The organism is Trinickia mobilis, assembly GCF_017315705.1.
Taxonomy (GTDB): Bacteria; Pseudomonadota; Gammaproteobacteria; order Burkholderiales; family Burkholderiaceae; genus Trinickia_A; species Trinickia_A mobilis.
The window spans coordinates 1-13,650 of sequence record NZ_JAFLRF010000054.1 but is presented as its reverse complement, the minus strand read 5'-3'; the positions used below and the strand labels follow the sequence as shown (position 1 = coordinate 13,650).

The 13,650-nt window shown below is 65.9% G+C and carries 17 protein-coding genes and 1 tRNA gene; 10 read left to right on the top strand and 8 right to left on the bottom strand.

Annotated elements, in window-relative coordinates; genetic code table 11:
- Nucleotides 1-10: 10 nt before the first annotated feature.
- The 4 genes from J3489_RS33610 to J3489_RS33595 all read right to left on the bottom strand — a co-directional run bounded on the left by J3489_RS33610 (nt 11) and on the right by J3489_RS33595 (nt 2,765).
- Nucleotides 11-841, bottom strand: a complete 831-nt coding sequence (locus J3489_RS33610; RefSeq protein ID WP_207005130.1) for an arginyltransferase — start codon at nt 839-841, stop codon at nt 11-13.
- A gap of 290 nt (nt 842-1,131) precedes the next feature.
- A complete protein-coding gene (gene aat / locus J3489_RS33605; protein WP_207005129.1) occupies nt 1,132-1,881 on the bottom strand; it encodes a leucyl/phenylalanyl-tRNA--protein transferase in 750 nt (249 codons plus the stop codon).
- Between the two features lie 26 nt (nt 1,882-1,907).
- Nucleotides 1,908-2,453 (bottom strand): NUDIX hydrolase, encoded by a 546-nt coding sequence (locus tag J3489_RS33600; RefSeq protein ID WP_207005128.1) that lies wholly within the window; start codon nt 2,451-2,453, stop codon nt 1,908-1,910.
- Nucleotides 2,454-2,688: 235 nt separating this feature from the next.
- Nucleotides 2,689-2,765 (bottom strand) — tRNA-Met (locus J3489_RS33595).
- 320 nt (nt 2,766-3,085) lie between these two features.
- Between J3489_RS33595 and J3489_RS33590 the strand changes: the two genes are divergently transcribed.
- On the top strand, nt 3,086-3,583 hold the full coding sequence (locus tag J3489_RS33590) for a heme-degrading domain-containing protein (protein WP_207005127.1): 498 nt from the start codon (nt 3,086-3,088) through the stop codon (nt 3,581-3,583).
- 4 nt (nt 3,584-3,587) lie between these two features.
- Nucleotides 3,588-3,920, top strand: coding sequence for a DMT family transporter (locus tag J3489_RS33585; RefSeq protein WP_207005126.1), 333 nt, complete (start codon nt 3,588-3,590; stop codon nt 3,918-3,920).
- 48 nt (nt 3,921-3,968) lie between these two features.
- On the opposite strand, the gene J3489_RS33580 is transcribed toward J3489_RS33585, so the two are convergent.
- Nucleotides 3,969-4,169, bottom strand: a complete 201-nt coding sequence (locus tag J3489_RS33580; protein WP_207005125.1) for a hypothetical protein — start codon at nt 4,167-4,169, stop codon at nt 3,969-3,971.
- A 135-nt stretch (nt 4,170-4,304) separates the two neighbouring features.
- Nucleotides 4,305-5,291, bottom strand: a complete 987-nt coding sequence (locus J3489_RS33575; protein ID WP_207005124.1) for an NAD-dependent epimerase/dehydratase family protein — start codon at nt 5,289-5,291, stop codon at nt 4,305-4,307.
- A gap of 85 nt (nt 5,292-5,376) precedes the next feature.
- On the opposite strand from J3489_RS33575, the gene J3489_RS33570 reads away from it, so the two are divergent.
- Entirely contained in the window at nt 5,377-6,207 is an 831-nt protein-coding gene (locus tag J3489_RS33570; protein WP_374193513.1) for a TetR/AcrR family transcriptional regulator, read from the top strand.
- A 58-nt stretch (nt 6,208-6,265) separates the two neighbouring features.
- Nucleotides 6,266-7,402, top strand: a complete 1,137-nt coding sequence (locus J3489_RS33565; RefSeq protein ID WP_207005123.1) for an enoyl-CoA hydratase/isomerase family protein — start codon at nt 6,266-6,268, stop codon at nt 7,400-7,402.
- Between the two features lie 64 nt (nt 7,403-7,466).
- On the opposite strand, the gene J3489_RS33560 is transcribed toward J3489_RS33565, so the two are convergent.
- Nucleotides 7,467-7,892 (bottom strand): hypothetical protein, encoded by a 426-nt coding sequence (locus J3489_RS33560; RefSeq protein WP_207005122.1) that lies wholly within the window; start codon nt 7,890-7,892, stop codon nt 7,467-7,469.
- A gap of 257 nt (nt 7,893-8,149) precedes the next feature.
- On the opposite strand from J3489_RS33560, the gene ssuD reads away from it, so the two are divergent.
- From ssuD to J3489_RS33530, 6 genes are all read left to right on the top strand, one after another.
- Nucleotides 8,150-9,307, top strand: coding sequence for an FMNH2-dependent alkanesulfonate monooxygenase (gene ssuD, locus J3489_RS33555; protein ID WP_207005121.1), 1,158 nt, complete (start codon nt 8,150-8,152; stop codon nt 9,305-9,307).
- A gap of 139 nt (nt 9,308-9,446) precedes the next feature.
- Entirely contained in the window at nt 9,447-10,313 is an 867-nt protein-coding gene (gene ssuC, locus J3489_RS33550; RefSeq protein WP_207005120.1) for an aliphatic sulfonate ABC transporter permease SsuC, read from the top strand.
- Complete coding sequence (locus J3489_RS33545) at nt 10,310-11,338, top strand: ATP-binding cassette domain-containing protein (protein ID WP_207005119.1); 1,029 nt, start codon at nt 10,310-10,312, stop codon at nt 11,336-11,338. Before ssuC ends, J3489_RS33545 begins: the two co-directional genes overlap by 4 nt.
- A gap of 48 nt (nt 11,339-11,386) precedes the next feature.
- The gene (locus J3489_RS33540; protein WP_207005118.1) at nt 11,387-11,602 is read left to right on the top strand and encodes a TOBE domain-containing protein; all 216 of its coding nucleotides are present in this window, start codon (nt 11,387-11,389) and stop codon (nt 11,600-11,602) included.
- A gap of 132 nt (nt 11,603-11,734) precedes the next feature.
- The gene (locus J3489_RS33535) at nt 11,735-11,932 is read left to right on the top strand and encodes a hypothetical protein (RefSeq protein ID WP_207005117.1); all 198 of its coding nucleotides are present in this window, start codon (nt 11,735-11,737) and stop codon (nt 11,930-11,932) included.
- 22 nt (nt 11,933-11,954) lie between these two features.
- Nucleotides 11,955-12,197, top strand: coding sequence for a DUF6566 family protein (locus J3489_RS33530; RefSeq protein ID WP_207005116.1), 243 nt, complete (start codon nt 11,955-11,957; stop codon nt 12,195-12,197).
- 106 nt (nt 12,198-12,303) lie between these two features.
- Here J3489_RS33530 and J3489_RS33525 read toward each other — a convergent pair whose 3' ends face one another.
- A complete protein-coding gene (locus J3489_RS33525; protein WP_207005115.1) occupies nt 12,304-13,539 on the bottom strand; it encodes an MFS transporter in 1,236 nt (411 codons plus the stop codon).
- Between the last annotated feature and the right edge of the window lie 111 nt (nt 13,540-13,650).

Here is a 13,650-nt window from a genome sequence, read left to right as displayed (position 1 = left end):
AAGCATCGTCTCAGCGCTCGCCGGTGGAAAGCGCCGCGTCGACGGGGGGCAGATCGGCGCTGTCCGGGTCCAGCACTTTCCAGCGGCCGTCGAAGAGGCCTTCGAGCGGGCGGAAGTTCGCCTTGTACGCCATCTTCGCGCTCTCGCGGATCCAGTAGCCGAGATAGACGTGCGGCAGCCGCAGGCTCTTTGCCTGTTCGATCTGCCAGAGGATGTTGTAGGTGCCGTAGCTCGCGTGCGGCTCGTCCGGATCGAAGAACGTGTAGACCGACGAGAGCCCGTCGCCGAGGATGTCGATCATGCTTACCATGCGCAGCCTGCCTTGTTCGTTCGGCGCTCGGTGCGCGAGGTCGTGCGTCTCTTGCGGCGGTTCGCGAAATTCGACGAGACGCGAATTGATCCGGCTTTGCAGCAGGAACTGCTCGTATTGATCCCGGCTGTCGCGGTCCATGCCGCCGCCCGCGTGGCGCGCGGCCTGGTAGCGCATATAGAGCGCGTAGTGTTCTTCGTCGTAGTGCAGCGGCGCGACCGACGCGATCAGCCCCCCATGCTTCTTCCCTATGCGGCGCTGCGTGCGGTTCGGCTTGAACGCATCGACCGGCACGCGCACCGGCACGCACGCGCGGCAGCCGTCGCAATACGGGCGGTACGTGAAGACGCCGGAGCGCCGGAATCCGCTCTTGACGAGTTCGGTATAGACGTCGGAATTGATCAAGTGGCTGGGCGTGGCAACCTGCGATCGTGCGATGCGCCCATCCAGGTAGCTGCACGGGTAGGGTGCGGTTGCATAGAATTGCAGCGCGGAAAGCGGTGAAAGCGGCAGCTCATTCGGGTGAGTCATCGGCGGCTCTCAAAGCGTCGTCTTTTGGTATTGCAAGCCTCTTTGACAGCCGCGGCAAGGCTATCGGACGGGCTCGGTCGTCTGGGCCGGCAGCGCACGATTCATGCATTGCGCGGCGTTGATGACAAGTATATGGCGGACGACGCGGGTTTGTTTCGTCTCGTGTGCCATGGCGCCCATGCGGCAACGCGATTTGGCGTGAATTTAAGTATTTTGAATGATTTGGAGTGGCCCGCGCGCTGACGTGGCGGCAGGACGGCCGCCTCGGATGCCTTGCGATGCGCCCGGGATCAAGGAGCGGAAGCAACGGGCGGCGCGACGAGATCCGCCAGGACGGACTTGTCGAACCGCCACGGAATCGGCGAGGCAGCGACGGCGCTCTTGACATGCGCGACGAACGCCTTGCGCGCGATCTCGCGGCCGCCGAGCGACGCGAGGTGAGCCGTATTCTGCTGGCAATCGATCAACTCGACCTCGTGACGGCGCAGGTGTCCGACGAGCCCGGCGAGCGCGATTTTCGAGGCGTCCGTCACATCCGCGAACATCGATTCGCCGAAGAACATCTTGCCGAACGACACGCCATAGAGGCCGCCGACGCGCTCGCCGTCGAGCCAGGTTTCGATGCTGTGCGCGTCGCCGACCCGGTGCAGCGAAGAATAGGCGTCGATGATTTCCGCGGTGATCCACGTGCCGCGCTGCCCGCGCCTCGGCGCCTGCGCGCACGAGCGCATCACGGCCGCGAACTCGCAGTCGACGCGCACTTCCCAGCGGTCTTCACGCAGCACGCGCTTGAGCGTCTTCTTGAGCGACGGCGACACTTTGAACTCGCCGGGCACCAGGACCATGCGCGGGTCGGGGCTCCACCACAGTACCGGCTGTCCGTCGGAGTACCACGGGAAGATGCCGCGCCGGTACGCGTCGATGAGACGCGAGGGCAGGAGATCGGCGCTGGCGGCAAGCAACCCTGGCGCACCGCTCGTTGCGCCGAGCGCGCGCTCGACAGGCGGAAACGGATCGTCGGGGCCGAGCCAAGGGACCATGCGTCGTCGCGGATGCTCAGGAAGGCTCAGCCGTCGCGCAGCGAGCGGAAGATGTCGCCGGTGTGCAGCCCGTAACTGCCGGCTGCGCGGTCGGCGAAGAAGAAACGCAGGGTTTGGCCGACAGTCGGGAACGCGATGTCGCCCCACGGGATGTCGCGCTCGTCGAAGAGCTTGACTTCGAGGCTTTCTTCGCCGGGCTCGATATCGAGATCGAGCAGACGTGCGAGATAGAACAAGTGCACTTGATGCACGTGCGGCACGTTCAAGAGCGAAAACAGATGCTGCACTTCGACCCGCGCACCGGCTTCCTCCAGCGTTTCGCGCGCAGCGGCTTCGGAAGTCGTTTCGCCCATTTCCATGAAGCCGGCGGGGAGCGTCCAGTAGCCGTAGCGCGGTTCGATCGCGCGGCGGCACAGCAGCACCTTGTCGTCCCACACAGGCACGGTGCCGACCACGTTGCGGGGATTCTGGTAATGCACGGTGCCGCAGTCTTCGCAGACGAAGCGCTCGCGGTTATCGCCGGCCGGTATGCGCAAGCTCACCGTGTGGCCGCAGGTTGAACAGAATTTCATGGGAGGCGGGCGGAAAAGTGTGATGAGAGTTTATCACCGGCAGGGGAGTTTCTCGTCTCTTGCGCTGGATGCTTGCCATCGCAGACCGTGAGAAGCGCGTTGCACGCGCGTCGGACGCGTCGTACGTTTCCTCGGGAATATGCGCTGCTAAAGATGAGACATCAAAGCAAAAAGCCCGATCGCGATGATCGGGCTTTTTGCTGAGAATCTTGCGCTTGACTGCGATTTTGCTGCTTGGTTGCGGGGGTAGGATTTGAACCTACGACCTTCGGGTTATGAGCCCGACGAGCTGCCAGACTGCTCCACCCCGCGTCCGTCGAAGAATTGAATTATAGGGGAAACCCAAACACCGCGCAACACCTTTTGACGGATCGACTAAAAGTTGCCGTCAAGCACCGGGCGCAAGAAGGGCGGGAGCGAGGTGCGGGCAAAGTGCAAATGCGCGCAAAGGCGTGGCGTCGATTGGCGGAACGATGGCGCGTGGCGTGCAATTGCGCTCGTAGGGCGTGCGCTAGAATCGTGGCGAATTCAATTCGCACCGTGTCTTTTCAGCGCGTGACGCACGACGCGGCACAAAGGGACACGCAGCGATGCAAGTCCGCACGCATTTCATCTCGACTCAGGCTGATCTCATGGATATCGCTCACGATCTGCAGGCGATTGCCGCGCAAGAGCATGCGCTTGCCTTTCCTCGCTTCGACGCCGCCCGTGCGTGGCAGCTCGGCGCCTATTTGCATGAGCTCGCGGTGGCGCGCGGTTTGGCGCTCGCGATCGACGTGCGCACCTTCGGCCAGCCGCTTTTCTTCTGCGCGCTCGACGGCGCGACGCCCGACAACGTCGATTGGGTGCGCCGCAAGAGCAACGTCGTCGCGCACTTCCGGCGCAGCTCGTATGCGATCGGCTTGAAGATGCAGCACGCGGGCACCACGCTTGCCGACAAGCACGGCCTGCCGGTGGCCGAGTATGCGCCGCATGGCGGCGCGTTTCCGCTGACCGTCGCGGGCGCGGGCGTGATCGGCTCGGTGGCGGTGTCCGGCTTGCCGCAGCGCGCCGATCATGAGCTCGTCGTCGAGGCGCTCTGCGCGGAGCTGGGTCAGGACTACGGCAAGCTCGCGCTTGCAAAGGCCTGACGCGATGCGGGGATATGTATGGCTTGCCATCGCGATCGTCGCCGAAGTGATCGGGACTTCGGCGCTGCGCGCATCCGAGGGGTTCTCGCGCTTGTGGCCGTCGCTCGTGGTCGTGGCGGGCTATGGCGTGGCCTTCTATTGCTTGTCGCTCACGTTGAAGTCGATGCCGGTCGGCATCGTCTATGCGATCTGGTCCGGCGTCGGGATTGTGCTCATCACGCTGGCCGCCATCGTGCTGTACCGGCAAGTGCCGGATCTCGCGGCGCTCGCGGGGCTTGGCCTTATCGTCGCGGGCGTCGTCGTGCTCAATCTGTTCTCGAAGATGCAGGCGCATTGAAGCGGCGCGTGCAAGCGCGGGAACGCTCGCGCCGCCAAGCAAGCGCGCTTACTTCATCGTAGCGAACTCGATGCGGATGCCGGCTTCGCCGACGGCGAGCCGGCTCTTGTCGCCTTCGACCGTGGCGGCGTCCTCCCAGATGTCGATCGCGCGCGAGATCTCGATCCCCTTGCTCGCGGCGTGCGTGAACCATGCCGAGGCCGCGTCGGTTTCCGGCACCTCGCGGCCTTCGAAAAAGTATTTGCTCACATTGCGCTCCGTCGTTTTCGAACGAACCGCATTTTACGTGCATGTCATGGGCGGAGTTCGAATGCCGGCGATGATTAATCTGCAAAGCGCATCGGTGCGCGGGCGGCAGACGCTTTGTCTTTGCTTCGTTGCCGCTCAGGCCGCAACCGCTAGGGGCGCGCCGGTGCCGCGCGCCGCTTCCAGCGACAGCCGGATGCCCTCGTCGTAAGACGTCTTCTCGATCGGTCCGATCAGCGCGCGCAGGGCGCTGTCGTCGAGCAAGACGGGGTCGGACAGCAAATAGTGCATTTCCACCAGCTCCCGCAGCATCGGGTCGAAGAGACCGAACAGGCGCAGCATCGGCTTCGTTGCGACCATCAGCTTGGGCGTGCGGCCGGCCAGGCGATAGGCTGTCTCGGCGATTTCGCGCTGCGTGATCGTGCCGGCGCCGGCGAGATGCCATACGCGCCCGTACGCCTCAGGCGCGCGCGTGAGCTTTTCGACGACCGGGCCGACATCGGGCAGGAACACGAATTCGTGCGGCACGTCGATCGGGCCGATCATCTGCGCGCGCTTGCCGTGCGCGGCGCCAGCGAACACGCCATGCAAGAAGCTGCGCTCGACGCCGGGGCCGTAGAAATCGGGCAGCCGCAGCACCAGGGTTTGCAAGCCGTCCTTGCCGTGCGCGTCGAGCACGAGGTTTTCCTGCGCAAGGCGCATGCGGCCCTTGAACGTATGCGGCTCGCGCGGATGCGCTTCGGTGACGGGATGGGTTTGCGCCCGCCCGTACGGGTAGACGGTGCCGATCAGAATCAACCGCTCGACGCCGGCTGCGCGCATGCCGTCGAGCGCCTTTTGCATCTGTTGCGGATGCAGCGCGAACTGGTGGTAGGGCACGCCGACCAGATAGACGGCCGTCTTCAAGCCCCGCGCTGCCGCGGCGACCGACGCGGGATCGTCCAGATTCCAGGTCGCGATTTCGGCATGCGGATCGCCGCCGAATTGCGTTTCGAGCGGTTCGCGATGACGGCCGACGACGCGGTAGCCGCGGCTCGCGGCCGCGAGCGCTGCCGCAATGCTGCGGCCCGCGGCCCCAGCGGCGCCGAATAATCCGACTTTCCCCGCTTGTGCGACGTTTTCCATGGCGACTCCTTGAAGGCGATGTGCCCGGCGAGATGACTGTCGAATAGAAATTGAACGATGTTCAGTGAACGGTGTTCAGTTTAATTTGACTTTTCAGTTTGTCAACCTGAAAATGCACGGCATGGGAATCGCCGAACGAAAACACCGCCAGAAGCAGGCACTGCGGGAACGCATCCTCGAAGCGTCGCGAGCGATCGTGATGCGCGAGGGCTTCGCCGCGCTGTCGATGCGCAAGATCGCCGATGCGATCGAATATTCGCCCGCCACGCTGTATCTGCATTTCGAAAGCCGTGACGACATCGCTCGCGCGCTGTGCGCCGAGGGCTACGAGCAACTGCTCGCGAGCCTCGCGCCGCATGCGCAAATCGCCGAGCCTGAGAAGCGCCTGAGGGCGATCGCGCACGCGTACGTCGCGTTCGGGCTCGCGAATCGCGAGACGTACCGCCTGATCTTCATGGAAGATCCGAGCTACGCCGATGCCGCGCTGGGCGGCTCGTCCGGCGGGGGCGTCACGAACGGCGCAGCGGATGTGCCGGAAGCGGCCGCCGAAGCTTCGACCGGCGACGCTGGCGACGCCGCGTTTCATCTGCTGATCGACGCCATCGACGCGCTGAAAGCGGCAGGGCGCGTGCCTGCGCCGGCGGACAGCCGCACTTGGGTCGAGGCGTTATGGGCGACGCTGCATGGCATCGTTGCACTGACGCTGACGTGTCCGGTCTATCCTCAGTCGCCGGTCGAGAAGCTCGTCGATACGGCGATCGACGCCTGGTTCGGTGCGTCGGGCGCGAAACGCTCGCGCAAGGTCGCGGAGGCGAAAGCAGCGGATGCGAATGCTCAGATGAATGCGCGTGCCGGTTCGCCATCGGAAGCGAACGCAGCAGCGCCCGCCAAGCGCAGCCGCAAGGCATCCGCGTAACGTGTTACCGTTGTGCCCGTCCATCACTGCCTCGCAGCCGCATGCGGCCACATCACTCATGTCCACGCCTGAACCGCTTTCCGTCACAGAGAACGAAGAGGTCCGCGCTTACGTCGCGAATCGGATTGGTTATGTCGAGCTGAATCGTCCTAAAGCGTTGAATGCGCTGTCCACGTCGATGATTCGCGCGATGCATGCCGCGCTCGACGAGTGGCGCGACGACGCCGGCGTGCTCGCGGTGGTCGTGCACAGCCCGCATCCGCGCGCGTTCTGCGCGGGCGGCGACGTGCGCTATTTCCACGAGGCCTATGCGCGCGGCGATCAAGATGCGGTCGACGCTTTCTTCATCGAGGAATATTCGCTCGACCACGCCGTCTTCGCCTACCCGAAGCCCTACATCGCGCTGATGAACGGCATCGTGATGGGCGGGGGCATGGGCATCTCGCTGCCTGCGCATCGCACGGGCGGCCTGCGCGTCGTGATGGGCTCGACCAAGATGGCGATGCCGGAAACGCGCATCGGGCTCTTTCCCGATGTCGGCGCGGGCTGGTTTCTCGCGCGCACGCCGGGTGCGATCGGCCGCTATCTGGCGGTGACGGGCACGACGATCGAAGCCGCCGATGCGCTCTATGCCGGCCTCGCTGACGTCTACGTCGACGATTCGGCGGTGCCGGCGCTCCTCGACACGCTGGCCCGCGAGCCGTTCGAAAGCGGCGCGGAGGTCGTCGAGTGCGTGCGGCGCGCGGCGTTGCTTTGCAAGGTCGTGCCGACGCCCGACACGTCGCGGCTCGCGACGACGCGTGCATGGATCGACCGGCACTTCGCGCAGCCGGACGTCGCGCGGATTCTGGCCTCGCTGGCAAGCGAAACCGATTGCGCCGCGAGCGAATGGGCGGAAGAGACGGAGGGCGCGATGCGCGAGCGATCGCCGCTCTCGATGGCGGTGTCGCTCGAAGTCGTGGTGCGCGCGGAAGGCTCGATGGCCGAGCGTTTGCGCAGCGATCTCGATCTGACGCGCTCGACGTTTGCGCGCGGCGACGTGATCGAAGGCGTGCGCGCGCGTATCGTCGACAAAGACAATCGCCCGGTATGGCGGATCCCACGGGTCGAGGATGTGACGCGCGAAGAGGTGGAGCGCATGTTCGAGAGCCCGTGGGCTGCGGCGGAACATCCGCTGCGTCATTTGGTTGGCTGACGCGGTTTGCTCGTCCTGACGGGGCACCGCGCCCCCCAGGGTTGACTGAAAGCGCAAACCAGGTCTAATCCTCTTCCTGTCCCGCCATGAATGCGCGCATGAACACGAGCGCGCCCCAGCCCCACATCGCATTCGCGGCAAACCCGACAGCCAGGCGCGGCAGCATGTTGCCGCTCGGCCAGATGCCGCGCACGGGATCGACGACGAACGTGCTCGCCGCGGTCAGCACGATGCCCCCGAACACGAACGACTGAATCCACGGCGCAACGCGTTCGGGCGATACGCGCAAGAGCCACGCCATCAACACCGCCCAGACGGCGCTCCAGATCGCGTTCGCGATGAATTCGGGGATGCCGAGCGGCAGGAACGGCGCGGTCGAAAAGCCGTTCGCGTCGACGAAGCCGGCCGCGTGCAGCAGCGCGAGCGTGGCCTCGTGAAAGAACAGGGCGGCGAGAAAGCCGGACACGAACGGCAGAATGACTTTTTGCATGGAGTGCACCGCGAGGGGCGCGTCCGATGCTTTTCCCGCAAGCCGCGCCGTAATTCAGAACGAGCGCCATTATAGAGGGCGAGCGCTGTCGCATTGCTTCCTATCGACGTAAAACCGCAGGCAAAAACACAAGCTAAAGCGTCGCGCTAAGCACGGAAGCGTAAAACCTAAGCTCAAAAAAATCGTTCAAAACGCTTAAGGCCCTCCCTAGACTGTCTGCTCCAAGATCAACGGCAAGCACCCTGCAGGAGCAGCAGATGAATGTGTTCTGGTTCATTCCGACCCATGGCGACAGCCGCTATCTCGGCACCTCCGAGGGCGCGCGCGCAGCGGACTACGACTATTTCCGGCAGATCGCCGTCGCCGCCGACACGCTCGGCTACGAGGGCGTGCTGCTGCCGACGGGCCGTTCGTGCGAAGACGCCTGGGTGGTCGCATCGAGCCTGATCCCGGCAACCAGGCGCTTGAAGTTCCTCGTCGCAATCCGGCCGGGCATCGCCTCGCCGGGGCTCTTTGCGCGCATGGCGTCGACGTTCGACCGGCTCTCGGACGGGCGCCTCTTGATCAACGTCGTGACAGGCGGCGATTCAGCCGAGCTCGAAGGCGACGGTCTCTTTGCCGATCACGGCACGCGCTACGAGATCACCGACGAGTTCCTGCACATCTGGCGCGACCTGCTCGCCGCATCGCACACGAACGAGGCGATCGAGTTCTCGGGCCAGCATCTGAGCTCGAAGGGCGGCAAGGTGCTGTATCCGCCGGTGCAGCATCCGCATCCGCCGCTGTGGTTCGGCGGGTCGTCGCCGGCGGCGCATGCGATCGCGGCCGACCATATCGATACCTATCTCACCTGGGGTGAGCCGCCCGCGGCGGTCGAGAAGAAGATCGCGGACATCCGCGCGCGCGCCGCCGAGCGCGGGCGCAAGATCAAATTCGGCATCCGCCTGCATGTGATCGTGCGCGAGACCGAGGAAGAAGCGTGGGCCGCTGCGGACCGCCTCGTCAGCCGTCTCGACGACGACACGATCGCCCGCGCGCAAGCGTCGTTCTCGAAGATGGATTCGGAAGGGCAGCAGCGGATGGCGGCGCTGCACGGCGGCAAGCGCGGCAGCCGCCAGGAGCTCGAGGTCTACCCGAACTTGTGGGCGGGCGTCGGGCTCGTGCGCAGCGGCGCGGGAACGGCACTCGTCGGGAATCCTCATCAAATCGCCACGCGCATGCGCGAATACGCGGACCTCGGCATCGAGACCTTCATCCTGTCCGGCTATCCGCATCTGGAAGAGTCGTATCGCTTCGCCGAACTCGTGTTTCCGCTCTTGCCGGGACGCAAGCGGCACCGCGCCAACGGGCCGTTGTCGGGGCCGTTCGGCGAGATCGTCGGCAACGGCTATCTGCCGAAGGCGAGCCGGAGCTGAGCGGCTTGCCGCGTGCAAACCCACTCCTCGTAGCGAAACCACTGAGTGCGCCGGCATGCCGGCGTGCATCGGCCGACGCTGCCGCGCGCCGCAAACGCGCGCATCGGTAAGGCAGGCGTCGGTAAAGGCAGAGGCATCCATGGCTCAAATCTCTTTCAGCGCGAGCGGCGCGCGCGCGGCTTCGGCGGGCAAGACTCACGCGACCACAACGCGCCTTGCTGCTCACTTCACACGCCGCACGCTTTCGCGCCTGGTTCCGTGGCTCGTGCCGATCGCGATCCTCATCGCCTGGGAGCTGGCTGCGAAAAGCGGCACGCTGTCGGCGCGCATCCTTCCTGAGCCGCTTGCGGTCGTGAAGGCGGCGTGGGCGCTGCTCCAGTCGGGCGAGATGTGGAGGGACGTCAAGGTGAGCACGTGGCGCGCGGTGTCGGGCTTTGCGCTCGGCGGCGGCATTGGGCTAGCGCTCGGTCTTGCGACGGGCCTCTTCAAGCCGGCCGAAACCGCGCTCGATACGACGATCCAGATGATCCGCAACATTCCGGCGCTCGCGATGATTCCGCTCGTGATCCTCTGGTTCGGCATCGACGAGAAAGCGAAGCTCTTTCTCGTCGCGCTCGGTGTGTTTTTCCCCGTGTACGTGAACACGTTCCACGGCATCCGCTCGGTCGACGCGAACCTGATCGAGATGGCGAGAAGCTACGGGCTCAAGGGCTTCGCGCTGTGTCGCCATGTGATTCTGCCGGGCGCGCTGCCGTCGATTCTGGTCGGCGTGCGCTTCGCGTTCGGGCTCATGTGGGTGACGCTGATCGTCGCCGAAACGATCTCCGCGCAATCGGGCATCGGCTACCTGACGATGAATGCGCGCGAGTTCTTGCAAACGGACGTGGTGGTGGTCGGGATCCTGCTCTACGCGGCGCTCGGCAAAATCGCCGACCTGTTCGCGAAGGGGCTCGAGCGCGTGACCCTGCGCTGGCATCCGGCTTATCAACGAGGAACGAAAGCATGACGGCGACGACACTCGCGACGTCCTTCGGCGGCATCGCCGGGACCGACCTGGAGGCCGAGCTGGCCCAGTCGCGAACGCGCGATCACGACCGCGACGAGGCGTCGGCGGCCGAACGCGACGAGGCGCTTCACGATGCGCGGCGCGCCGAGGCGAACGTGGCGCGCGAAGCGGCTGCGGCAGCCCGCACAGCCGTGCAACGGCTGCACACCGATGACGCCGATGCGCGCCGCCAGCCGGGCGACGCCGCCGTCGATCTGCGCGGCGTCGGCAAGCGTTACGGCGAACGCGCGGTGCTGTCCGATTTCGACTTATCGATCGAGCGCGGCAGTTTTGTCGCGATCGTCGGGCGCAGCGGCTGCGGGAAGTCGACGCTGCTGCGCCTCGTCGCGGGCCTCGAAAGCGCGGACGCGGGCGTCCTCGCCAAGAGCGGCGTCGCAGGCGCGCCGTTGGAGACGCGCATCATGTTCCAGGACTCACGTCTCTTGCCGTGGAAGACGGTATTGCAGAACGTGACGCTCGGGCTTGGCCGCGGCGCGCGCGACGACGCGCGCTCGGTGCTCGCGGAAGTCGGCTTGTTCGAACGCGCGAACGATTGGCCGTCGCAGCTTTCGGGCGGCCAGCGGCAGCGCGTGGCGCTCGCGCGTGCGCTCGTGCACCGGCCGCAGCTGCTGCTGCTCGACGAGCCGCTCGGCGCACTCGATGCGCTGACCCGCATCGAGATGCACACGCTGATCGAGCGGCTGTGGCGCGAGCACGGCTTCACCGCGCTGCTCGTCACGCACGACGTGCAGGAGGCGGTTGCGCTCGCCGACCGGATTCTGCTGATCGAAGGCGGGCGCATCGCGCTCGTTCAGCCCGTGCCGCTCGAGAGGCCGCGCGCGCGTGCGTCGGCCGCGTTCTCGGCGCTCGAAGACGACGTGCTGCAACGCGTGCTGGCGAGCACGCCGCGCGCTCACGCGGCGGCGCCCGACGAGCGGGAGCGCGAACGCATCGTGCGGCCGAGCGACGTGCGCTGGGCCGTCTGAAGCGCTTTATTCATCGACCTCGACTGATCCAAACTGGAGCTGACAGACATGGGCATTTCCGCGATCAACGTACGCAATCAATTCCAAGGCAGGGTCAAGGAGATCATCCGCGGACCGGTGGTCTCCGAAGTCGACGTCGACACGCCGTTCGGCATCGTCACGTCGGTGATTACGACGCGCTCGGTCGACGAGCTCGATTTGAAGGTCGGCTCGGAAGTGGTGGCGCTCGTGAAGTCGACCGAGGTTTCGATCGCCCGTCTCTGACCGCATCGGCCATTCCGCCGCCGGCTCCTCCGCGCTCGCTTTTCGATGTGCGCGAGCGCCCGCTTGCCCCCGGCGAAGCGCATGGAAAGTGCTACGATGAATCGGGAACCCTTGCGCGAGGAGGAGCCGGCCATGTCCAAATCCCTGAGTCCTGATGCGGTCGAAGCGCTGCGACGTTTGAACGACGTCGGTGTCGGACAAGTGCCGCCGCTATTGTCGAGCGCCGTCGCCGCCGAATTGCTGCACGCCGGCCTCGCCGGCGAAACCGGCGAAGGCAGGATCGAAATCACTTGCGACGGCCGGAAGTACCTGTCCGGCGACTGCGATTGAATCGATTGGCGGGGAGACCGCGGTGGAAGCGAAAGGCATCGACATGGGCGGCTATCAGGAAGCCTACAACGGCTATGACCTGGAAGTCGCCGTCGAACAAGTCATGACCGGCGTGAAATCTCACTTTCGCGTGCTGAAGGGCGACGAGGTGGTGGTCGACTGGCGGCTTGTGCACATCGACGGCTATTGGCCGACCGAGCACAAGGCGGCGGAGGCGACGTTCAAGGCAGCGCGCGAAGCGGTCGATCGCGAGCTTCAGTCCTGAAGCATCGCATTCCGCCACGGCCGGGCGTTGCTTGAGCTGCCTGAGCTGCCTGAGCTGCCTGAGCGATACCGCCGGCGCATCGTGCGCCTGCGGTTCCTTATGTTCCTTACGGCCCGGTTGCGGAAGACGGCTGGCTGTCGCCGGCCGGCTCCGCTTCGGGCGCCGGCACCGGATCGCGCGTCTCCGGCAGCGCGGCCCATACGAGCAGCACCGCCAGCGCCCCGCAGGCAGCCAGCACGAGGAAGCTGACCGCATTGCCGAAGTGATCCGAGATAAACCCGGCGACGAGCGTGCTGAGCGTCGCGCCGATCCCTGCCGTCAGGCCGAAGAGGCCGATACACAAGTTGTAGCGCCCCTTGCCGCCCGCTACGTCGGCGGCGATCAGCGGCAGCATCACGCCGAACACGGCGGCGCTGATGCCGTCGAACGCCTGCACCGGCACGAGCAGATACGGGCTGCTGATGCCCGCGAACAGCAGGGCCCGCACCGGCAGCGCGGAAAAGCCGAACAGCAGGATCGGGCGTCTGCCCCAACGTTCCGCCGAGCGCCCCACCCACGGCGAGAGCGCCGCGACCACCATCTGCGGCACGATGATGCACGCCGCGATCACGAGCTGAACGTTGTCGCTCATGTGCGTCGTGACTTCGCCCGCGGCGAGGTTGAGCATCGCCGCGTTCGACAAGTGAAAGAGCGCGATGCACGCCGCGAAGATCAGCATGCGCCTGTCGCGCAGCAGCACCGACATGCTCTCGCGCGCTTCGGGCTGCGGCGGGGCGCCGTAGGGCACGGCCCCGGTGTTCTCGATCATCGAGAGCGCGAAGAGCGCGGGCACCGTGAGCGCTGCCGTCAGCCAGAACACGGCGCGCGCGGAATAGTATTCGCCGAAAAGCCCCATCAGCCCCGCCGCGACCGCGCTGCCGATCGACGCCCAGCGCGCGTTGCGCCCGAGCCGGTCGCCCAACGCATGGCGCCCGACGAGCGCGATCGAGATCGCCGCGATCGCCGGCGTCAGCATGCTGCTCGCGAAGCCGTGAAAGACTTCGGCGGCGAGCACGGGCAACAGCGTCGGGCTCGCCGCGAGCAGGAGCGCGCACGCGGCGATCGCGACGATCGCCGCGGCGCCTGCCACGCGCTTGTTGCGCAGCACGTCGATGAGGGCGCCGGCCGGAACCTGGCTGATCATCGCGGTGGCCGTGCCGACCGAGAGCGCCACGCCGATCTCGCCCTGCGTCCATTTATTCGACGTCAGATAGGAGGCGATGAACGGCCCGAAGCCGGTCTGCACATTCGCGAGGAAGAAGTTGAGCCAGTCGAGCGCGCGAAGGCTGCGTACTAGTGCCATGTGCGGTTTCGTCACCGTTGAGGGCGCGCCGCCGACGCGAGGCCGGGCGACGAGCCGCCCGGCGCAGCCGGCGTGGCGGCGCGAGGCGGGGCGACAGGCGCGGGCGCGGGC

What these genes read in the sequence shown, in the direction of transcription:
- J3489_RS33610 (WP_207005130.1), bottom strand. Translation starts at nt 841, where the DNA reads ATGACTCACCCGAATGAGCTGCCGCTTTCACCGCTTTCCGCGCTGCAA.
- aat (WP_207005129.1), bottom strand. Translation starts at nt 1,881, where the DNA reads ATGGTCCCTTGGCTCGGCCCCGACGATCCGTTTCCGCCTGTCGAGCGC.
- J3489_RS33600 (WP_207005128.1), bottom strand. Translation starts at nt 2,453, where the DNA reads ATGAAATTCTGTTCAACCTGCGGCCACACGGTGAGCTTGCGCATACCG.
- J3489_RS33590 (WP_207005127.1), top strand. Translation starts at nt 3,086, where the DNA reads ATGGATATCGCTCACGATCTGCAGGCGATTGCCGCGCAAGAGCATGCG.
- J3489_RS33585 (WP_207005126.1), top strand. Translation starts at nt 3,588, where the DNA reads ATGCGGGGATATGTATGGCTTGCCATCGCGATCGTCGCCGAAGTGATC.
- J3489_RS33575 (WP_207005124.1), bottom strand. Translation starts at nt 5,291, where the DNA reads ATGGAAAACGTCGCACAAGCGGGGAAAGTCGGATTATTCGGCGCCGCT.
- J3489_RS33565 (WP_207005123.1), top strand. Translation starts at nt 6,266, where the DNA reads ATGTCCACGCCTGAACCGCTTTCCGTCACAGAGAACGAAGAGGTCCGC.
- J3489_RS33560 (WP_207005122.1), bottom strand. Translation starts at nt 7,892, where the DNA reads ATGCAAAAAGTCATTCTGCCGTTCGTGTCCGGCTTTCTCGCCGCCCTG.
- ssuD (WP_207005121.1), top strand. Translation starts at nt 8,150, where the DNA reads ATGAATGTGTTCTGGTTCATTCCGACCCATGGCGACAGCCGCTATCTC.
- ssuC (WP_207005120.1), top strand. Translation starts at nt 9,447, where the DNA reads ATGGCTCAAATCTCTTTCAGCGCGAGCGGCGCGCGCGCGGCTTCGGCG.
- J3489_RS33545 (WP_207005119.1), top strand. Translation starts at nt 10,310, where the DNA reads ATGACGGCGACGACACTCGCGACGTCCTTCGGCGGCATCGCCGGGACC.
- J3489_RS33540 (WP_207005118.1), top strand. Translation starts at nt 11,387, where the DNA reads ATGGGCATTTCCGCGATCAACGTACGCAATCAATTCCAAGGCAGGGTC.
- J3489_RS33535 (WP_207005117.1), top strand. Translation starts at nt 11,735, where the DNA reads ATGTCCAAATCCCTGAGTCCTGATGCGGTCGAAGCGCTGCGACGTTTG.
- J3489_RS33525 (WP_207005115.1), bottom strand. Translation starts at nt 13,539, where the DNA reads ATGGCACTAGTACGCAGCCTTCGCGCGCTCGACTGGCTCAACTTCTTC.